This window comes from Verrucomicrobiaceae bacterium, from assembly GCA_016713035.1.
GTDB lineage: Bacteria > Verrucomicrobiota > Verrucomicrobiia > Verrucomicrobiales > Verrucomicrobiaceae > Prosthecobacter.
In genome coordinates, this window is sequence record JADJPW010000003.1 from 629925 (window position 1) to 651556 (window position 21632).

At 58.1% G+C, this 21632-nt stretch carries 12 protein-coding genes and 1 pseudogene; 4 read left to right on the forward strand and 9 right to left on the reverse strand.

Annotated elements, in window-relative coordinates; genetic code table 11:
* Positions 1 to 24: 24 nt before the first annotated feature.
* The 8 genes and pseudogenes from IPK32_13480 to IPK32_13515 form a co-directional block, all read right to left on the reverse strand.
* Entirely contained in the window at positions 25 to 1005 is a 981-nt protein-coding gene (locus tag IPK32_13480) for a hypothetical protein (GenBank protein MBK8092960.1), read from the reverse strand.
* A 47-nt stretch (positions 1006 to 1052) separates the two neighbouring features.
* Positions 1053 to 6481: pseudogene (locus IPK32_13485) on the reverse strand (DUF4011 domain-containing protein).
* Positions 6478 to 7284, reverse strand: a complete 807-nt coding sequence (locus tag IPK32_13490) for a hypothetical protein (GenBank protein MBK8092961.1) — start codon at positions 7282 to 7284, stop codon at positions 6478 to 6480. The pseudogene IPK32_13485 and the gene IPK32_13490 overlap by 4 nt, the downstream one beginning before the upstream one ends.
* Entirely contained in the window at positions 7281 to 8438 is a 1158-nt protein-coding gene (locus IPK32_13495) for a M48 family metalloprotease (protein ID MBK8092962.1), read from the reverse strand. Before IPK32_13495 ends, IPK32_13490 begins: the two co-directional genes overlap by 4 nt.
* A gap of 49 nt (positions 8439 to 8487) precedes the next feature.
* Entirely contained in the window at positions 8488 to 9540 is a 1053-nt protein-coding gene (locus IPK32_13500; GenBank protein MBK8092963.1) for a fatty acid desaturase, read from the reverse strand.
* Between the two features lie 179 nt (positions 9541 to 9719).
* Positions 9720 to 12362, reverse strand: coding sequence for a DEAD/DEAH box helicase (locus tag IPK32_13505; GenBank protein MBK8092964.1), 2643 nt, complete (start codon positions 12360 to 12362; stop codon positions 9720 to 9722).
* 159 nt (positions 12363 to 12521) lie between these two features.
* Positions 12522 to 13901, reverse strand: coding sequence for a DUF1501 domain-containing protein (locus IPK32_13510; GenBank protein ID MBK8092965.1), 1380 nt, complete (start codon positions 13899 to 13901; stop codon positions 12522 to 12524).
* A 66-nt stretch (positions 13902 to 13967) separates the two neighbouring features.
* Entirely contained in the window at positions 13968 to 14837 is an 870-nt protein-coding gene (locus IPK32_13515; GenBank protein ID MBK8092966.1) for an alpha/beta hydrolase, read from the reverse strand.
* A gap of 157 nt (positions 14838 to 14994) precedes the next feature.
* Between IPK32_13515 and IPK32_13520 the strand changes: the two genes are divergently transcribed.
* The 4 genes from IPK32_13520 to IPK32_13535 all read left to right on the forward strand — a co-directional run bounded on the left by IPK32_13520 (position 14995) and on the right by IPK32_13535 (position 20437).
* Complete coding sequence (locus IPK32_13520) at positions 14995 to 16398, forward strand: DUF1501 domain-containing protein (GenBank protein ID MBK8092967.1); 1404 nt, start codon at positions 14995 to 14997, stop codon at positions 16396 to 16398.
* Between the two features lie 15 nt (positions 16399 to 16413).
* Positions 16414 to 17154 (forward strand): alpha/beta fold hydrolase, encoded by a 741-nt coding sequence (locus IPK32_13525; protein ID MBK8092968.1) that lies wholly within the window; start codon positions 16414 to 16416, stop codon positions 17152 to 17154.
* A gap of 234 nt (positions 17155 to 17388) precedes the next feature.
* A complete protein-coding gene (locus IPK32_13530) occupies positions 17389 to 19953 on the forward strand; it encodes a hypothetical protein (GenBank protein ID MBK8092969.1) in 2565 nt (854 codons plus the stop codon).
* A 49-nt stretch (positions 19954 to 20002) separates the two neighbouring features.
* A complete protein-coding gene (locus IPK32_13535) occupies positions 20003 to 20437 on the forward strand; it encodes a hypothetical protein (protein MBK8092970.1) in 435 nt (144 codons plus the stop codon).
* 325 nt (positions 20438 to 20762) lie between these two features.
* Here the strand turns inward: IPK32_13535 and IPK32_13540 are convergent, their stop codons facing one another.
* Positions 20763 to 21563 carry a DUF3800 domain-containing protein gene (locus IPK32_13540; protein MBK8092971.1) on the reverse strand — a complete coding sequence of 267 codons (801 nt, stop codon included), beginning with the start codon at positions 21561 to 21563 and terminating at the stop codon, positions 20763 to 20765.
* Positions 21564 to 21632: the final 69 nt, after the last annotated feature.

Consider the following 21632-nt stretch of genomic DNA (forward strand, 5'->3'; position numbering starts at 1 on the left):
GGGGGATTCAGAGTGGTTTTAAAGTTAAGCCAGCGGTAGATTCGAATCAGATTGGCAAAGGTGGTCATGGAGCGCACGTACTGCCTCAGCCTCAGGATGAACATTGCTGCTACCGAGTCGCTCCAGGAAACGACAAGAGGCGAAATTTGAAGCTATGGCATCATAGCCTACCACCCACTCTTGCCGGCGAGGAATGTGCTCGGCTGGGAAGGGCCATTTTGACTTGGGGAGCACCTCCCTGGGCCTGTATCCCATGCGCCAGTATTTGGGACTCACTCGGGCACGGAAGCAGGCTTGCAGCTTGCAGAGAGTGACGAATCGAATGTCTGCGCTGCACTCGTTCAGTGCGGACTCGGCAGCATCACCTTGCGGGTCAAACACGTCATGCATAGCCAACAGTCGGTGTCCGGCTGGTGTTTCATAGACACGCACATGCCAATCTGGATGCGCGGCCACAGCGGATCGAATGGCACTCAGATTTTCCTGTTTAACCTGGGCTTCAGCCAACGGGCGGCGTTTCTGATTGATCCCATTGATAATGACCGAACATAGCCAAGGGATTCCAATCGCAATACAGGCACCAATCAGAAATGATCTTTGCAAAACCCCTGCTGCAATACCAGCCACTACAACCAGCAGACAGCCAGAATAAGAAAATTTGAAACCGCCACTCCACGCTGCATCCACATCCGCAAACAAAACATTTGGCGTGTTAAGGCAGAGCGAGCCGTAGCTGTTGCGCGTGATGACCACGTTCTCGTGCCGCGAGACGACTTCTTCACGGATCGGCACACCATCCTCGGTGCCGTATGCATCCTTGAACTCGCGACGACGTATTTCCTCGCCATTGAGGATTCGCTTCATCGCTTCATTTGCACGGCGGTCCGCAAGCGCCTGTGCATCTTCCTGGCTGATGTCTGACCAGCCCCAGCGCTTCACCGTGATCTGTTTTGTTGGGAGCTTGTTTTGCAAGCGGGATTCCGCCCAGAAGAAAGGGATAAGCATTGGTGAATCTGTGATGCGTCAAACGAATGTCAAAGCTTGTGGCTTCATCAACTCACTTCAACATAACCTTTCTTCACTTTATCCAAGATCAGCTTTTGCACTTCGCGGGTGGTGCGGGCCTCGTCGGGGAAGGTTTTGGTTTGGGTTTGGCCGTTGGTCCCGAGGCGGCCGTAGCGGACGGTCATGTCGCAGCCGGTTTGGCCGATCTCCCAGAATTTTTTGGAGCCGCCTTCGATGAATTCGAAGCGCTTCAGGCCGGAAGGTGTGGCTGGTTTTGATGCCGGTGGTTGTGGAGGAGGTTCGTAGGCGGGTGCAGGTTTGATCTCGGGCTCGGAGGCGGGGTATTCGATGACTTCTTCCTCTGACTCCGCTTCCTCGCTCTCATTTCTCAACAGGCGCTCGATGCGCTCGATGACGGACGCTGGATCATGCCACCAGTCTTTGGCGAGGATGACGAGCACCTGCCAGCCGAAGGCTTTGAGGATGCTGGGCTGGGTGTGAAACCGCTCCAGCACGCCGGTGCGGCCTGTCACATCCAAAAGCAGGCCCACCTGATGCTGCACGGCTCCTTTCGCACGCACGGCAACATCGCAGCGGAAGCGGCTTTGGCCGATTTGGGTGTCAGCATCCCAACCGCGCTCACGCAAAGCTGTGGCGATTTGCTTGGCGATGGCGGCGGAGGTTTGCTCGAGGCTCAAAGCCTGCCGTTTCAGCGGATTGAGGCCGTCGAGCACTTGCCGAGCGAGTGCTGCATCGCCGCGTGAGAGGCTTTCGGCGTAGTGGAGGAAATTTTTCAGCGCATTAGCACCGTCGTTGTAGTCGTTGGTGATGTCGCTGTGGCGCAGGCTGCTGAGCAGGACCATGTGCTGGCGGGCGCGGCTGAAAATGACGTTGAGGCGCTTTTCGCCGCCGCGTTGGTTAATTGGGCCGAAGTTCATCAAGATGCGGCCGTTGGCATCGCGCCCGTAGCAGACGGACATGAGGATGATGTCGCGCTCGTCGCCTTGGATGTTTTCGAGATTCTTCACGAAGAGGCCGCAGAACTGGTCGTCTTCCTCGCGGACGTATTCGGCCTCCAAAAGCGAGGCAAAGGCGGAGTCGGCCTCGGCGAGGGAATCGAGAGCACTTTCGATTTCACTCTGCTGTGCCTCGCTGAAGGCGGCGATGCCGATGCTGAGCTTTGATTCGCTGGAAAGCAGGCGGCGCACGATTTGAGCGATGGCGGCGGCTTCTCCAACGTTTCGTCGGTTTTCATACGGCATGGCCTCGCAGCGGATGAAGCTGATCGGTCGGCTCAAAAGCTGCGGAACGAGCGCTGCGGCCTCTTCAGGCGATTTGATGATCGTTTCGCCGCTGTCTCGGAGAGCGAGCTGGCGGTCCGGGATGGTGTAAAGCTCGCCGCCGTAGAAGGCGGCGTTGCTGAAGCTGATGAGGGCCTCGTAGCGGCTGCGGTAGTGCCAGGCGAGCAAGGTGCTGGGCAGATTGCGGGCGCTTTGAGCGAGGAAGCTTTCGGCATCCATGAGGACGCTGATTTTTTCGCCTTCGTCTTCAAGCGTGATCTCCTCCTCGTCATCGCTGCTGGTGCTGAAGAAGCTGGTGGGCGGGAGCTGCATTTCATCGCCCACGACGATGACCTGCTGGGCGCGATACGCGGCGGGCACGGCTTCCTCGACGGGGATCTGGCTGGCTTCGTCAAAGATAACGACATCAAACGAAGAGGCATCCAGTGGCAGGGTGTCGGAGACGGAGAGCGGACTCATGAGCCAGATGGGCTTCAAGTCGCGCACCACCTCGCCGCTGTCGCCAGCGGCGAGATCGCGGATGCTTTTGTAGCGCATGGTTTTGCCAAACTCGTGCTCCAGCTCCCGGCGACCGGTGGTGAAGGTCTTTTTGAAGAGCTTCTGCTCGGGCGTGAGCACGGTGGCGGACTGATTGGCTGTCTGCACATGCTCCACGAAGCGTTTACGAGCCTGAGAGCGAATCCACCCGGCATTGTGATCGAGCCACTGGCGATGCGAGTGGGCCACACGGTCGAGTTTCTGTTTCAAAACGTGGCCGTCGAAGCGCTGCAAGCTGCGGTCGGCGCGATACAGCTCGGCTAGCGACTTCGCGGCGCAGGCGGACTCAAGTTGCTCGGCGGTCCAGTCGCGAGTGCGCACGGCGCGGACGAGTTTTGGTGGAGCGGTGGCGAGATCGAGGAGGGATGGCAGCAGTTCCGGCAGCGCATCCATGTCCTCCATGATCTCGCGAATGGCGGCGGCGAGTGCGGCGAGGCTGTGGTGCTCGGGTTCAAAGAGCGTGCTGCTCAGATCACGACGAAGCTGCGCAAAGCCGGGCGCGAGAGCGGCGAGCATTTCGACGAGCGCGGCTCCTTGCTGCGAAGAGAGCAGCTTCTCGCGGAGGGCGAGCGCGGCAGGCGAGGCATCGCTGGCGGAAAGCGTGGCGAGTTGGCTGCGAAGCGTCTCGGGATCGTCCGAGGCGAACTCTTGCTCGCAGCGTTCCTTCACGGCCTCGACTTCGGCATTCGCGGCGTGCTCAGCGGCGAGCTCGGAGAGCACCTTGGCCCAAGTGGGCTTCACCGCGTGTTTGCTGAAGTCATAGGCGGCATTCAAAACCTTCCGCAGACGCCACCACGCGGGATTGAGGAAGGCAAAGCGCCCTGGAGTTTCTCCGCTTGAGCCAAAGCGGAGGCGATTTCATCCGCAGGCAGCTTTTCGCGCCAGTTCGTGGTCTTCTTCTGAGCGGCTTCGAGAGCTTTGCGCTTCTTCGCGAAGTCGGTGCAGAGCTTGGCAAAGGCTCCGCTGGTGCTGCTGTTGGCATCGAGCAGTCCGAGGAGATTTTTTCGAGCGAGTGGGAGCAGACGCGTGGTGGATTCGAGAAGCTGGGCCACCTCGTCCAGCGTGTCCCAGTGCTCCATCGGCAGGCTGGTTTGCTGGAGGGCGTCGTCGAGATCGCTGAGGCGTTGTTCGAGGTCTTCGAGGCGTGCGGGCGTGGTTTCGAGATCGTTGAGCCAGCGCAGCGGATGTTTGGCAAAGATGGGTGGTGCGCCGAGGTCTGCGAGGGCGTTGGCGAGCCGGAGCACGGAATCGCCGCCTCGCTGCCATTCGGTATAGTCGGGAAGTTCGACAGAAAGATTGGAGACAGAAAAATCTGATTCAGAAATCTTTTTGTCTTCAATTTTTCTGTCGCCAGTTTCCCCTGCCAAGCCACGCAGCTCGATGAGGCGCAAAAGCAGCGGATTGGCTGCGGCGCTGGAAGTGGTGAACTTTTCCAAAGCGGCCAGTTCGGCCTCCAAGGTGCTCAAAGCGGTGTTTCGCTTCGATTCGCTGCTGTCGTCGGCTTTTTCGTTCGCGAGCCACTGCTCGTAGGTTTGCTTCAGATTGAGGATGAACTCCTTTTTATCGGTCTGCGAGTCGTGGATGAGGCAGCACAGCTCATCCAGGCCCTGCTGGCGCAGGCGATGGAAGACGACATCAATGGCCGCACGCTTTTCGCAGACGAAAAGCACACGCTTCCCGAGCGCCACGTAGTCGGCGATGAGATTCGTGATGGTTTGCGATTTGCCGGTGCCGGGCGGGCCTTGGATGATGAAACTCTCGCCGGTGCGTGCTCGTGCGATGGCTCCGGTCTGCGTGGCATCCGCAGCGATGATAAGATGCTGCTGCGACGGCGGCAAAACGGGAATCTGCGGCGCATCGACGGCACGTGGCTCCAGCGAGAAGACCCGATCAAAGGCCGCGTTTGGCAGATCGCTGCTGATGAGTTGCGAGTAGTCCCGCACGAGCGTCATCTTGCGGTAGTTGAAGTTTGCCAGCGTGAGCGAGCAGAGGTCAAACTCCCATGAGTAAGGATTGCCGAGGCTGTCCTCGACGATGGAGAAGGTCTTGCGCTCCGTCTCGGCGACCATGTTCAGCTGACGAGGCAGCGGCGGTGCTCCGGCGAGGTCACGCAAAGGCAGCGGCGCGGGCAGGATCTTCTTTTGGAAGACCTGCAGGCCGAGTGGGCGGAAGTCGGCCCTGTCATAGCTGTAATCCACCTTGGCTGCGGTGACGCGACGACCGCTGCGAGCCATGCGACGGCGATACTGATCGACACGCTGTTTGGCTTTCTCATGAAAGAGCTGGATGCGCGGCTTCTCATTGAGCACGAGGCTCACGCCTGGCTCGCTGGCGTGGATTTGCGCCTTCAACTGCTCATGAAAGGCGGCGAGCGTGGTGCTGCGCAGATCGATGGTCTCTGGCAGGTCGAGGTTGTAGAGCTGCTTCAGGTGGTGACGCAGCGCGGGGTTCACCTCGGCCACCGTGTCGCTGGGTTCGAGGGTGTAGTGGTCTTTGACACCTTTTTTCTTCGTCAACTCGACGGGCAGGAGCAGCAAGGGCGAGTGGATACGCTCCTGCGGTGCCTCTTTGAGATTGTGCCAGCGCAGGAAGGTGAGCACGAGCCTGAGCTGAGAGAAACCATACTCCGCGCGGTCGCGGCGGGCCTCGCTGATGAGCTTGTCGAGCTGGCCGGGCAGATACGGTGCCTCCTCCATGCGTAGCCACCGATTCAGCGGCAGCGCATTGCCCGCGCTGATGTCCTGCGCGAGTGACGCGTGCCAGTAGAGCAGGTCCTCGGGCTTCACATTCCGATAATCGAGCACGAGCGGCACGCTGGCGATGGTGAGGTTCAGCGTGGACTGCGTGCTCTTGAAATAGAGCAGCTTGTTCCGCCGCGAGACCTCGAAAAGGCGGTCACGCAGGTGCGTCTGGATGACGCTGCGTTTGTCCTTTTTGCTGCCTGTTTCCAAACCGGGCAGCGAGGTGATGTCGATGTCCACCGGCTGATCGCGATAGGTCTCCAGCCTGCGGATCAGCGATGGCAAATCCTGCGCCCGTTTGCCGCGATGCAACTCCGTCATCTCGGTGATGACGCTGGCGAGCACGGGATGCAGCCGACGAGCGAGCGCGAAGAGGTTCGTGCGTGAGTTCGCAAAGAGTGAGACGTCCTCCGCATCGGTGAAATCCAGCCCACATCCCACGCTGGCAAGAATGAGGCCGAGCGAGAGCACGTCGGTCAGCTCGTCATGATGACCGATGGCATGTTCCCAAGTCGTGTAGCCCGGCAGATAAACAGGCCGCGTGATCTCGGCGTCCGCGCTACCGACATCGAGGTTCGTGATGTTCTGCGCAAAGGTGTCGATGTCTGTCTCGCGCTTCGATTCGCCGATGACTTCGAGTCCGCGTGACTGCGTGGCGAGCAGCTCGCGCAGGCGGCTGTCGTTGCGCTCGGGAGGCTGGTCCTGCGGCGAGAGAAGGCCCAAAGCGCGATCTTCGATCACGCGAAGGCCCGAGACGCCGCGCAGCGGAGCCACGTCGCCCTTTTCATGCAAAGCGAGCACCTCGCGCATCAGCGGCAGAACGGCGGCAAGCACGTCCTCCGTCTCGAAGCCGCCGCGTTCGATGCCTGTGGAGAGGAAGGAGGTGAAATCGCTCATGGCCGGGTGGGAGTGAGGAGTCCGAGTGTGTTCAGGGCATTCATGCGAGCGGAGCGTCCAGGGAAGCTGAAATGGACATCGATGGGGTGAGCCATGCCGGAGCGGCTGATCAAAACATTATCCTCATGCACATCGGTCACGAGCAGGCTGCCAGCGTTGCCGCCATCAATCCAAAAGCGGGCTTTGGTCGTTCCAGGGCTCTCATGTTCCATTCCCTGAACTTGCAATTGGTTGACGAGGTCGGTCCAGGAAGGGTGTTTTCCTTCGATGAAGGGCTGAGTCACCACCAGGTGAATGAAACCGCGTTCCTCATAAGCACCGACAAGCTCAATGGCGTCACCAAAGAAGTGGTTGGCTAGTAGGTGGTCGGTGAGGTAGTCAAAAAGAAGCTCCGCAGGTTTGTAGAAAACCGTTCCGGTTTCTTCGTCGAACAGCGTCGTGTCGTAATCTTTGATGACGAGCGAACTGCCTGACAAGAGACCCACCGAGTGCTCGATGCCTTTCCCGACGAAGTTTTGCTGAATCAGTTCCGCCACCGTTCGTGGCATGAGCATCAAGCCCGCTCCTTGGATGAAATCGGCGAATGCGCGTATTTCCTGCTCCGCTGGATCCGAACAATGTTCTCCTGAGTCACCGGCCCTTGGCTCTGCAATTGTAGCCGCCGCGCTTCGGAGAAGACCTTGCGGACCGCCGAATAGGGCATGAGCTTTGGCGAGTGAGTTGGGACCGTTGACATAGGAAAGAGGCGTCTGGCGGGGAGTTTCGCCTTCGAAGCAGATGGCAGCAACTTCAATCTGGCTCATGCCAGTGCCTCCTTGAGCTTTTTGAGTGTCTTGGCTTTCACCTTCAGCTCCTTGGTGAGCAGCTTTTCGAAGGTGCCGATGCATTCCAAATCCCGGGCGAACTCCAGGCATCGCTCGATGGGTGCATCGTCGAGATCTGGATCGACGGAGCAGAAGTCGAGCATGAGCTGGGCGAAGTATTCGCGGTGTGAGGCGGGACGCTCGGTGAGTTCGGTGAGGATCGCGGCATCGGCTGCGGGTTTAAACTCCCGGAAGAAGAGGCGGGCATGAGCGAGTACGGCTTCGGTTTGAAACCAATCGGGCGAGAGCAGATGCGCGAGAAAGCGGCGGGTGAGGGCGGAAAGCTCCGCCTGCTGCACGAGGGTGAGATCGTCGAGGCCCTCGTCGAAATCGAGCATACGGGCGATGATGGACTCCAGTGCGGCATCTTCATCGACCCAGAGCTGAAGCGCACGGGCACGGATGAAGGTCTCGGGATGGGAGAGCCGGTCGGTTTTCGGCTTGGATTTGGAAAAAATCTCCTCGGCCTGGGCCAAGTAGCTCTTGGCGCTAACTTGAGCCAATCCCGTCGTTGTTTTGACCAAACCTCCGACTGCTGCCTCCAAACTGCCTGTCGCCAAATAGGCCCCGCGATCCGCAAATAACTCCGTGGCCAGTCGCCACACGCGGGCACTCTGCATATGAGTCGCCTCAGCCGCAGGATGCGAGGCGGAGGCGAGTAAAATGCGATCTGCGAGCAAAAAATCACCGTTTTCCATCTGCCAGAGATGATGATGAGCCAGCTCATGACCGATCACGGCCCGCAACTCCTCCGCCGACAGCAGCGAGAGGATGGGGCCAGAGAAAATGACATGCGCCTCGCCGGGCAGATGGCACACGGCTGCATTCGGCTCCGACTGGTGCTGTGCCTGATAGGCAAAGACCGCCGCCTTGATCTGTAGGGCCTCACATGCTGCCGCGATCTCGCGAAACTCCTCTGGGTGTGCCGCCGCCTCCAGTCGATAATTATCACGCAGCAGTGAGAGTCTCACCTGCTCCAAATCTGCGACCTCGGTTTCCTTTTGAGCAAACCAGCTCCAGACCTCTTTTTCCTCACGGCGCAGCCAATCCGCGAGTTCGCGATGTTGTGGGAGTGGGGTGAGAGTATGCGGCATCACGCAGACTCAAGCGAGAGGCTTCAGAGCCGTCAAACTGAACCATTCTTTAAGCCGCAGCCTTCTTGCCATACACTTCATTGTACTCTTTCCAGCCGATGAGCTTGCGGCGGTCTTCGTCCCAGAGGCGGAGTTTCATGCACTTCAGGCTTTCGAGGAAGGTGAGGGGCTTCACTGTGTAAAACATGGGGTGGCTGTAGTGACAGCGCTCCAGGTAATAGTTTGGGATTTTGGAGCCGAGGTGGTGGATGTGGTGGAAGCCGATGTTGCCGGTGAACCACTGGAAGATGCGCGGGAGCTTGTAGAAGGAGCTGCCTTCGAGCGCGGCGGTGGTGTAGTCCCAGTTTTCACGGTGCTCCCAGTACACGTCTTCATACTGGTGCTGCACGTAGAACATCCAGATACCAGCCATGCCTGCAAACAGCGTGACCGGGATCTGCATGAGGAGGTAATTCTGCCAACCACAGAGCCAGCACATGCCAGCAACCATGAGGGCGAGGGCGATATTCATCCGCATGACGGAGGTGCGGTCTTTCCCTTTGGCACGGGGGGATGGAAAGCGCTGATAAACGAGGAAGATGGCCAGCGGGGCGAGGATGAAGAGCACGAAGGGATTCCGTGCGAAGCGGTAGAAGAACTTCCAGCGTGGGGTGGCGGCTTGGTACTCTTTCACAGTCATGGTCCAGATGTCGCCGTCTCCACGACGATCGAGGTCGCCGGAGGTGGCGTGGTGGACGGCGTGCTGCCAGCGCCAGTGACTATATGGGGTGAAGGAGATGATGCCGGTGATGAAGCCGACGATGTCGTTGGCCTTTTTTGATTTGAAGAAGGAGCCATGGCCACAGTCATGGAAAATGATGAAGCTGCGCACGACAAAGAGTCCGCCGAGGACGGCAAAGGCGAGTGTGAGCCAATACGAGATGGATAGGCTCCAATACATGGCAAACCAAACGGCCACATAGGGGACAAAGGTATTCACCATCTGCCAGACCGAGCGTGGGATGGATGGTATCTGGAATTCGGCGATGATCTCTTTCCATTCGCTGATGGAAACCTGGGGCTTAGTCGTAGCAGTGGCGGAGTACGCAGGGGAACTTGTCATGGGCAAAATTGAAACCGGGTCGGACTGGGGAGGGCGGTAGGGTGGCAGATATTTAACCACTTTTTCGCGTTCGTCCTGTGTTCTATTTGGCTTTTATCGCTCATTTTGGGCTCCGGGCTGTTCGCATGAAAGGTGCCCTGGACCCGCCTTTTGCAGGGCCTGCGGAGGAGTGGGCGCACTCAGGCCTCGACGGCGCTGACGTCTAGCTTGACGAAGGCGAGCAATTCCTCGCCACTCATGTCGGTGAGCATTTTCTCTGCGCCTGCGCCATCTCCGATGAGGTCCTGGGCGAGGCTCATTTTCTCGTCGATGAGGGCGTCGATGCGCTGCTCGATGGTGCCTTGGCAGACAAATTTGTGCACCATGACGTTGCGCTTCTGGCCGATGCGGAAGGCGCGGTCGGTGGCCTGGTTTTCGACGGCGGGATTCCACCAGCGGTCAAAGTGGATGACGTGACTGGCGGCGGTGAGATTGAGGCCGGTGCCGCCTGCTTTGACGCTGATGACCATGAAGGGCGGCCCACCGGGTGACTGAAAGGACTCGACGAGCTGCGCCCGCTTGGCCACAGGGGTGGCTCCATGCAAAATGAGTCCCTCACGGCCAAAAACGGTGGTGAGGAAGCGAGCGAGCGGATCGCAGGTCTCTTGGAACTGGGTGAAGATGAGGGCTCGCTCGCGTTTCTCTGCCAGCTCGGCACAAATCTCTGCGAGGCGGGCGAATTTACCGCTATCGGCTGGATTCCATGCGCCGTCGCCATTCCAGTGGCTGGGGTGATTGCACACTTGCTTAAATTTGAGCAGGAAGCCGAGGACGAGGCCCTGGCGCTTGATGGGCTCCATCTCTTTGTCATTGAGCATTTTGGCGAGTTGATCGACGAGCTTGGCGTAAATGGTGGCCTGGCGCTTGGTGAGGCCGCAGTAGGCTTTGAGCTCGATTTTATCCGGCAGGTCGGTGATGATGCTGCGGTCTGTCTTCATGCGGCGGAGGATGTAGGGCCGTACGAGGCGCCGCAGAGGGGCGTATCCATCTGCGGACTTGGCGCAGCGCTTGATCACATCTGCAAAGGCGGTGGAGCCTCCGAGTAGGCCGGGATTGAGGAAGTCAAAGAGGCTCCAGAGATCACCGGGCCGGTTTTCCACCGGTGTGCCGGTCAATGCGATGCGTGCGGGTGCTTGGAGCTTTTTGACGGCCTTGGCGGCTCCGCTGCCGCTGTTTTTGATGGCTTGGGCTTCATCGAGGATGACGAGGCTCCAGGTGTGTGTGAGCCAGGATTCGGTCTTTTGCAGGAATTGATAGGTGGTGAGCATGACATCATAGCCGCGCAGCACTTCCGCCGGGTGCTGGGAAACCAGATCAAAGACATCACGCTCCTGCGCGGATGGATGGGCGATGAAAAGGCGGAGGTCGGGGGCGAATCGGGCGATTTCGGCCTTCCAGTTGCCGACGAGGGATGCGGGGACGATGAGGAGAGCGGGTGCGGGGGCCTGTCTTTGCCGAGCGAGGAGTAGGGTGATGATTTGGATGGTTTTGCCCAGGCCCATGTCATCGGCCAAACAGGCTCCGAGGCCGGTTTGCGTCATGAATTTCAACCAGGCGTATCCTTTGCGCTGATAGGGCCGCAGGGTGGCGCAGAGATTTTCGGGCGGATCGGCCTCTGCGGGCTCGCGCAGGTTTTGGAGTACTTCGGCGAGTTTTTTGCCTGCGATGACGCTGCTCCACTCGGGCACGATTTCGAGCGATTCGGCCTCTGCAGCCGTTTTGGCACCGCCAAAGCCTGCGAGGAGCCGCATGCCGTCTAGGAAACCGATTCCGCCGTCTCCAGCGGCATTTTGCACTCTGCGCCAGTGCTCCATGACTTGCTGGAGCTGCTCTCCATCGACTTCCACCCACTTTCCACGCAGGGAGACGAGGCCGGTTTCGGCACTGAGCAGCTTTTCCCACTCGGCTTCCGTGAGCGGCTCGCCATCGAGGCTCTGCTCGATTTTAAAGCTGAGCATCGAGTGCGCATGGAGCGCAGATTTCTTCGGTGCATCGATGGTGACCTGCACAGCGGGCCGTGTGGTCTTACCGGACTTCCACCAGTCTGGCAGCTTCATGATGATGCCGCTTTCCTGAAAGACCGCTGTCTCACGCAGCACGCGGTAGGCCTCCTGCGGTGACATGGCCATGGGCTGAAAGAGTCGCTTCGACTCCAGCCACTCGCGTAGGAGCTTGGATTTCTCCGCAGCGAGCCGCACGGGCTCCAGTAGGGCATTGAGGGCGGTTTGGTCTTTCTGCCCGGCGTAAAGCTGGAGCGCCCGTGCGAGTGGTAGGTGCTGCGGCTGGCCGGTGGCGCTGAGTTTTTCTGTGAAGGTGGCGAGGAAGGCGAAGGGCCTCTGCGTGTCCGCTTTATTCTCCGCGAGGTGAAAGCTCACGCGGCCGACGACATGCCAGGCGGGGCATTCCTCGCGCAACCATGCCTCGATGCCATGTGTGGCGGATTCGGAGATGTAGTGGCCGAGCTCGCTCCACCATCGCTCCAGCACTTCGGGCGAGGCATATTCCGCACCGATCATGGGCGGCACGGTGGTCAAAAAAGCGGCCCGCTCATCCAGCGATGGCACCGAGACGAGGGACACGTCTTTGGTTTGGCAAAGACGGGTGAAAAAACGCATCCCCCACTCCCGCAGCCATCGAAAGGGAGGCGCGAGCTCCATCGTCTGCAAATCCCCCGCCAGCACGCAGAGCAGTGAATGCGCAGCGAGGATCTTCCTCTCTGCGGCGGACTCCGCACTGCCTTCGAGTGTCAAAATGCCTTCGGGAGTGATGGTGGGAGCGAGCATGCGTAGCGGGATGCGAGAGAAAGTGGAATCGTGCACGATAGTGAACACGATTCGCTCAGCAGCAACTCACGCCCCGCTCATTCACGGCTCTTTCTTCTGCTCTGCGAGCTGCGTCCTTCCTACGTGCCTTGTGCGTAGGCCTCGCGGAGTGGGAGGTAGTCACAGCAGCTCCGAAATCGGTCGGCCGCTGTCCACGATGAAGTTCGGCCTACCCTGGTGATCCGTATAAGTCGCGTCCAGTGGCACGCCCATGTGGTGGTAGATCGTCGCAGCGAGATCACTCGGAGTCACTGGACGCTCGGCGATCTCTGCGCCGTCCTTTGTGCTCGCTCCGATGACCTGCCCGTGGCGGAAGCCACCGCCAGCGAGGCTCATGCTCATCACCACGGGCCAGTGATTGCGCCCGTCAGTGCTGCCCTGAGTGCCGAGATTCGGCGTGCGACCAAATTCACCCATCGCAATGACGAGCGTGTCATCCAACAAGCCGCGCTCGCGTAAATCCCCCACCAGCGTGGTAATGACGTGATCAAAGACCGGCAGCAGCGGGCGCAGACCATTCCAGATGCCACCGTAGGGAGGGATGTTGTCGCCATGATTGTCCCAGGTGCCAGATGCACCGTGATTGCTGAGATCGATGGTCACAAAGGATGAGCCACGCTCCACGAGGCGCCGTGCTAGCAAGGCTTGTTTGGCCCAGTCGTGCTCACCGTAGCGGTCACGCACTTTTTTCGGCTCCAGGCTCAAATCAAAGGCCTCCTGGGCACGACCACCCGCGACGATGTCGAAGGCTTTTTGGCCGAAAGCATCCATCGCGCCCATCATGCCGCTCGCGTCGATTTCTGCGCGGAGGCCGTCCATCTGCTTGCTCAGTGTCTGGCGGGCTTGCAGCCGGTCCATGCTGAGACCAGCGGGCAACTGAAAGAGCTTCGCCGCATTGTTGCCATCAAATGGATCGTACTGCGTGCCGAGGTAGCCGCCCCAGGCCACATGCGAGCGGGATTTCATGTTCAGCACCACATAGGGCGGCATGGCAGGATGGTTCGCGCCATGATGCTTCGCCACGATGCTGCCAAAGGAGGGGAAATACTTCGCTTTCGGGTTTGTGCGCGGCTCATTGGTCAGATTTGCCGTCTGCATGACCATGTTCGGCTCATGATTGCTGAAACGGCAATCCACCGAGCGAATGAGGGTGAACTGATCCAGCATCGCCGCCTGCTTCGGGAGGAACTCGCAGATGCGCACACCCGGCAGCTTGGTTTTGATCGTCTTGAACGGCCCACGGTTCTCGATGGGTCGGTCCGGCTTTGGGTCCCAGGTGTCGATGTGGGATGGCCCTCCGGTCATCCAGAGCAAAATGACCGATTTGCCGCTCTTCGTTGCCTTCCCTTCTGCCCGCAGTTTCATCAGCCCTGGCAGCGTCAGCGCACCCAGCCCCGCGAGGCTGGTCTTCAATACAGAACGCCGTCCATGCACGACGACCCCATCCCGCACTCGCGGATTCATGAAGGTGAAAGCATGTCCGTGATTATGAGCGGCCATGGAGAGACATACGAGCTACGCCCCTCCCCTCTAACCACCGACATCACTCCCATGCACTCAGCGGGCTCACTTCTTTAGAATCCTTGCGAGGAATGCCTCCAGCTCCTTTGTCGCAGGATCGCCATCCAGCCCGAGATCATCGTTGAGCTTGCTGTGGTTGGTGTTTTTGGCACCAAAAGACCGCGCATCGACCGCTGCCGCCTTCAGCGCATTCGTCAGTCTCAGTGCCTGGGCCGTCGTATCTGGGTGTGAGGAAACATGCAGCGTCAAAAAGGGCGGTATCCCCTTCCCTTTCGCGATGTGAGTCACGGCACTGAAGTCTTTGTGCAGCGCTGGATCATTGCCGAACTTCTTCCGGTGTCCGAAGCTCGGTAAAGGCAGTCCATGAACACGGCTCCGCGTCTCTGCCATCTCGATGATCGCCGGAATATCATACGTATTACCATCCACCGGCACACAGCCGATGAGAGCCGAGAAATCTGCACCAGCCTCCTTCACATAGCGATGATCCGTGCACAGGATGGCCGCGAGCTGTGCCCCAGCGCTATGTCCACCGACCAGCACGCGGTGTGGATCACCGCCATACTGTGAAATGTGTTTTTGCACCCAGGCGAAGGACTTCGCACAATCACGGATGAGCGTGCCCATATCCACCTCTGGCAGCAGTCGGTAATTCGTCGAGACAAACACAAAACCATGCTCTGCGAACCACTTCGGCTTGGTGGCGACATCTGATTTATCACCCGCCTGCCAGCCGCCGCCATGAATCCAAAACACCACCGGCAGCGCCTTGGCACCATCCGGCGCATACACATCGAGCACATGCCGTGCATGCCCATCATCGGCATACGGGATAGCCTTTTTCACCTCCAGAGCAGAGGCACTCACAGCGATCATGACGGCACAGGCGGAGAGGAGGCGTTTCATAGCCCGCATTGAACGATGCGAGTCTGCGCAGTCCTTCGAGTTAGAATCCGCCCGTACGGCTCAAGCCCCCACCCGCACGAAATCCATGCCACCGTGACAGGCTGCATTCAGCCCATGCGTATAGTAGGCCGCTTTTGCTATGCACTCACCGCTGTTTCGTCCTTCGATGGACCGCCGGGCCTTCTTGACGGCCTCGACGGCGGGACTGGCATCCCTGGGCTTCAAAGGTGGAGCGCGAGCAACCACCGCCCCTGCCGTGAGCCTCCCCACACTGGCAAAACCGGCCAAATCGACGGTGTTGTTCTTTTTATGCGGCGGCTCGTCCCACATCGACATGTGGGATATGAAGCCAGAGGCACCGCTGGAGTATCGCGGGGAGTTCAAGCCGATGCGCACCACCGGCGACGACATCGTGCTCTGTGAGCACCTGCCCCTGCTGGCAAAGCAGGCCCACCACTTCGCCATGATCCACGGCGTGACGGATGGTGGCCGCGCCACGGGGGATCATCACGCCGGCTATTATTACAACCTCACCGGCCACGCCCCAGACCCCACCTTTAAGCAGCAGGGCAATGACCGCCGTCCGTATCCAGAGGACTGGCCTTACATGGGCAGCGTCGTCGCGATGAAGCGCCCGCAGCACCCCACGCTGCCATCCCTCATCACCCTGCCGCACAAGCCCAGTAAGCTGCCCTTCACACGTCCAGGGCAGTTCGCAGGCCGTATCGGCATGGAGTACGATCCATTCCTGCTCAATGGCAGCTTTGACCAGCCGCTGAATTTTGCCGCACCGACGATCAGCATCGGCGGCAGCATGACGGCACAGCGCATGCAGGACCGCAAAGGGCTACTGGCCGCACTGAACAGCGCCCGCCGCGATCTGGATCACGAGGCAGCCATCCAAAACTACGCCAAACAACAGGAGCGAGCCTTTGACCTGCTCTCCTCCACCAGCACGGTGAACGCCTTTGACATCCAGAGTGAGCCCCTCGCCCTGCGTGAGCGCTACGGCCAGGACATCAATGGCATGAGCCTCCTCATGGCCCGCCGCATGGTCGAGGCCGGCGTGCCCTTCATCACCGTCTTTTGGAAAGAAGACGAAGGCCTGCACAAAAAATGCAAAAGCGCCGGAGGCTGGGACACGCATGGAAACAACTTCAACTGCCTACGCGAAAACCTCCTCCCGCAGTTCGACCGTGGCTTCAGCGCCTTTCTCGAAGACCTCTCCGCACGCGGATTGCTCGATGAGACACTCGTCCTCGTCACCAGCGAGATGGGCCGCATGCCCAAAGTGGGTGATCGCCGCAGTGGTGGCCCCGGCGGTGCCGGGCGTGATCACTGGACCGCCTGCATGAGTGTGCTGATGGCCGGAGCAGGCATCCAGGGTGGCCGAGTCATCGGCGAAACCGATGCCCGTGCCGAATACCCCAAAGACCGCCCCATTTACCCCGAAGACATCACCAAAACAGTCTATTACGCCATGGGCATCGACAACCTCGAAGCCAAAGACAAACTTGGCCGCGCCTACAACCTGCTCGATGAGGGCAAAGCGCTAACCGAGCTGTTTTGAGTCGGCGGCATGCCCATGCGCCGCTTACTCCTCCGAATCCTCCTTTCCCAACTTTTGCTGGTTGTTTTGGTCCATTGTGCCAGCCGCACCGAGGCCCCGCCGCTCCCACTCGGCGTGAAAAAAGCGCACACCCAGCTCGACCTCGCAGGCCACCGCGTCTCCGTGACCCTCTACCGGCCAGCGAAGGACGACAACGCCCCGCTCGTCGTCGTCGCACACGGCTTTACACGCTCCAAACGCTACATGGCCGGTTGGGGCGGTCATTTGGCCGGGGAGGGCTTTTTCGTCGCCGTGCCCACGCAACCCGCTTTCGCCGATCATGCGCTCAATGGCCGCGTTTTGGCCGCTTTGGTCGAAAAATACCGCGACAAGCGCCGCGTAGCCCTCATGGGCTTTTCGATGGGCGGTTTCACCACCCTGCTCGCCACCACCCACACGCCCGTGGATGCCTGGGTCGGCCTCGATCCCGTCGATATGAACGGCCAAGGCAAAGCCGCCGCAGCTAAGCTGAAAGCCCCCTCCGCCCTCCTCCTCGCCGAACCCGGCCCCTGGAACAAGCAAAGCAACGCCCAAGCCATCGCCGACGCCATTCCCGGCGAAAAAGAGGTCCTCCTCATCCCCGGTGCCACCGACCTCGACGCCGAATGGCCCACCGACCTCCTCGGCCAGCTCGCCTGCGGTTTCGTCGATGAAAAGCGCCAGCAGCAGTTTCGGGAGAAAGCAACGGAGTTTCTCAAAGCCACGCTTCTGAAGTGATTCCCACGTAGCAGCGGGCGTCAGCACGCCGGAAACCACCCGCGAGGCCACCGCGAAGTAGCTTCGATTGGCAATCGAAGCCATCCAGTTTGAAATTAACGTCCGCGCTGGGAGGCTTGCCAACCTCTCCAACACCTCCCTTAGCACCCAGTTCAAAATCCGAACGGATTGAGCTTCAAGAAGCATATCCTTGTTGGCGTTCGCGGTTAAAGAATACCACTATACCTTTCTGCGATGAAGCCCCCAACCCAGTCAACCGTTCCATCCCCCGGCCATCCTTGGGCAGCACTACGTCCAAGTGAGTATTACAGGCAGGAACACCCTGACTACTTCTCGGACAGCGAAAGCGTCGATGTGGCGGGAGTTGGCGAGGACCAACTCAAGTTCTATCTCGATCAACTCACCACCGAAAGACGAGAGCGAGAGTTTGAGGAGTTTGCGCGTGCAATTGCAGAGAAAGAGATCTGCCCGAATCTTTTGCCCCAGACTGGTCCTGTGGGTGGTGGGGATTCGAAAACTGACGCATCCACATATCCTGTTTCGGAGGAACTCGGTGAACGACGATACTGGGCCAGTCAAGCTCGTCCCCCCAATGATGATTGGGCATTTGCATTCAGTGCTCAGAAGGCATGGAAACCTAAAGTTGCAGGGGATGTCACAAAGATCACCGGGCTTTCTCGGCAGTTCTCTAAGATCTTCTTTATCACAAACCAACCTGTCCCTGACAAAGAGCGAGAGAAGTGGGAAACTAAGATGCTGACTCTAAGCGGTTGTGACGTAAGGATACTTGATCGCACATGGCTTGTTGATCGTGTTTTCAAAGGGCACCACATTGAACTGGCTGTCGCCAAATTGGGACTCGATGTGCGAATGTCGCAGACCAAACGACTTGGACCAAAGGACGCTTCGCGCGAGGTTGAGTTGGAAACACTATTGAACTCACTCAGGAATCCTGACTTGGCCAGAAATGACGACTACTCTTTAGCCGAAAGCTATCTTGAAGCGGCAAAGCTTGCTTGTTCCCTCGAACGCCCTCGAACGGAGGTGGATGGACTGTTCATTCAAGCCCGGCACTTGGCTGAGAAATACCGGCACCCAGGGTTAGCGTTGCGGGCACACTACCAGCATGCTTGGAGAAGTTATTTCTGGTTTGATGACCCCATCGAGACAGAAAGAATCTATGAGGCAATGGAGCCACTACTTGAGCAGATTGGAACGGGCGAAGAATGTGAGCTCTTCTCGAACATTTGCAGTGTTCTCCAAACCGCCAAACTACTTAGGCAACATGAAATAGCAGATGAAAGGGAGGCGGCACGAGTTGGTCGCCTGAAAGCACGTTTTACCACTTTGGCGGCAGATGCAGCCCGACCGAACACCGCACTGTTTGCCAAAACCTTGCTCGTTCGCCTGGGAATGAAGGATAGTCTCAGTGACAAGCAACGAATGGTTGAAATGCTCGACGCCTATTTGGAATGTTTTCGCCAATCAAAGGGACTTAGCACATATCCTCTGCTGAGGTTTGTGGATGCCATCGAAGGTATAGGCGAGTTTCTCTGTTCATTGCCGAACTACAATGCATTTCAAAGCGAGGTGCAGCAGCTTATAGTCGAACGCTGCGGTGTCCGCGAGACAGGCCACCGCCAATTGAAATACGGCATTCAACTGCTCACCAATAAACGCTATCGCGAGGCGGTGTCCCAGTTGTCAAAGGCCAGATTTGACCTCGCCCATGAGGAAACATTGCTGGAAAGCGGGAAGGCTTCGTTGGCATTAGGCGCGGTCTATGGCGACATGGAACTTCGATGGGCGTCCCGGGCCGCATATTTGGAAGCTGCTCACATCGCGTTGTATTCAGTTGAATCAATGCGTGCGAACCCGAAACGTGGTTTCGATTGCGTTATGCGACTAGCCTGGAATGAACTACAGCTTGGGAGAATCGCTCCATTTTTGGCTTGGAGGAACTTCGCGCATGGATTGGCCAATCAAGTAAAAGCCTCGGGACAGAGCACCGAGGACGTAACTGAAGAACTCGATCGTCAAGATGGATGTCTGGGGTGCCTCTTCCTCAAATTGGCACCTGAGCAGGCTGCCGAGCTCAAACGGCTGCCACCGACGTTGGACAAAATGGGGCTCGCCTCGTCGAGAATCGCGCTGCTCTATTCTCTTGGTGAATCCTCGGTAATCGAAGCTGAGCAGTCAGCAAGTCCAGCCGAGATTCAAGACCTCGTGGAATCTTGGAAAGAACAGCCTGCTTACTCACAGATCCGCAATTCCACCGTGGGAGAGACTCGTTCTGCCAGTGTTTATGAGGCCACCATTTTTGGTGTAAAGTATCGTATTCGGTGTGCGAACGAGCTTGGAGCCCAAATTTACGCCGAAACCATTCTTGGGATGCTCGAATCAGCGTTTGCAGATGCAAAATGGGAGAACTTCGCGTTCGTGGTCGATACTGTTGACCTTTCTATTGTGTCAAAGGCTGATGGGGTTAACCCTCCGAAAATCAATCCAACCCTTTTGGGCATGGAATCGCAAGAACTTGTTTGGGGGACAGGAATGATCGACTGGATGCGCAACAAGCCTCAAGAGTATACTCAGCATCTTTATGGCCTCCTCACGGACATTCTCTTATTCACCACCATAGACTCTAAGAACGACATCGAAGAAGAGCTTGCCGCATGGAAGGCTGGCGGGGTCTTCGAACGAGCCTGCTCAACCGGACGCACCTTCACCGCCCTTCTCGACTTAATCGGAGCAAACAAGTATGACATCAACAACTGGCTCACCACCCCCACATCGTAGATTCGATGAAACCGATTCACTTCGGCAGATTCGTGACCGCTATATTGGCGTGAAACAACGCATCACGCTCCAAGTTGAGATCCTTCAAACGGACGAGAGGTTCATGGCTCTATGCGCCGAATACTATGAACGCGGCTACAAGGATTGGCATATATTGTCCGCCGTGCTCAACCAGGTTTTGCATTTGGAAACTGAGAGACGCCGTCTGGGTTATTCGCCAGATGATATGAGGCGGCGACAGAAAGTGATGGATGAACTTCAAGGTGCGCAATTTCCCGCAAATGCATTCAATCGAGCGGACATGGATCGCAACCTCAGCATGCATGCGATGACCTGCCTTCAACGCTACGGCTTTATTCTCCGGAATCGCCGCGTGAAGCCAGAGGTCGTTGAGAAGTTTCTCAGGGAGCGAATGATGCACTTTCAGCTGGATATTCCTCATGCCCCGATGTTTGGCAACCCATTGGGGAGCTGGCCCGTGTGAGCTACCGAGTGTTTGACGTTTTGTAACTGTAAGGCGTTTCCTTCTTCAATGGGGAGGATAGTACTGAACTGGCCGACGTCGATATGAGGGAGGTTTATTTTGGCTTTAGCAGAATCAGTGGACGGCTCAGCCCCTCGTGAATCATTTTTGGTCGCCGTCAGGACGAAATAGCTCTTCCAAAAAGCGGCATTTTTCGATAAAACGGCCACCCGGAGTGTCACAGCTGGGCTCCGGGTCCAACCTCATGTTCAGCTTTGCCTTCCTCTTCTCCAGACTTGCCAAGCCCACTCACTTGCGTTACTGATTTAGCAGCTTTGGAATGGGACTACCCGTTCGGTGAAAGGCCACTGGGACTACCCGGTGGCCTTTCGTTTTTCTCGGGGAAACACTTCAAGCCGTTGCCTGCCACCTGACCATCGGAGCCTTGCCAAAACTTGTGCTGTAGGATGGTCATGGCGCGATTGGGCTGATCTGGGCGCAGGACGGACAAGGCGACGGGCCGCGCCACCATGTCAGCGATCTGAAGGCCTTCCGAGTTCGTGCGCTTGTCAGCCATCACAAGCTTGAAGGGCAATTGCTTGGCGAGACCGTTGTCGCCTTCGCAGATGCGGCGAAACTCGAGTTCCAGTTCGGTGTCTTCGCGTTTGCCGCGTGCCTCGACGATGAAGTGGGTGGTCTGAGTGCCCTGGCCGCGCTCCGAAAGAAGGCGGTAAACACGCTCAAGTCCAAACAGCAGCGCCAGATGGTAGGGATTGGTCGATGAGACATCGGTGAGATGCAGTTCTCGTTTGTCGATCACCACGACCACGAGGGTGAATTCGGCCGCATCAATGATTTGAGTCAACTGATGGAGAAAAGCCTCGCGCGGCTCCTTGCTCATCATGGAAAACGCACCCGCCTTTTTGCGGATGTCGTGCTCGTGCAAAATCACAAGGTCATGGCCGAAGTTTTTCACCTTCAACTCTCGCACGGCAGGTGTTACCTCATGCACATAGGCAGCCTTTAGAAACACGCAGAACGCCAGTGCGAAGAGCGGGAAGTCAGGATTTATCGTGGCCATGCCATGATCTCCGCTCTCGTCCACAAAGACGAGGTAATCACTGAAGGTGTCGGGCGAAATGCTCATTGATTTCGAGGGTAGATCGCACATCCAATTTGCCAAGCACGGACAAAAAAGCGGAGGGGCGGGGCAACA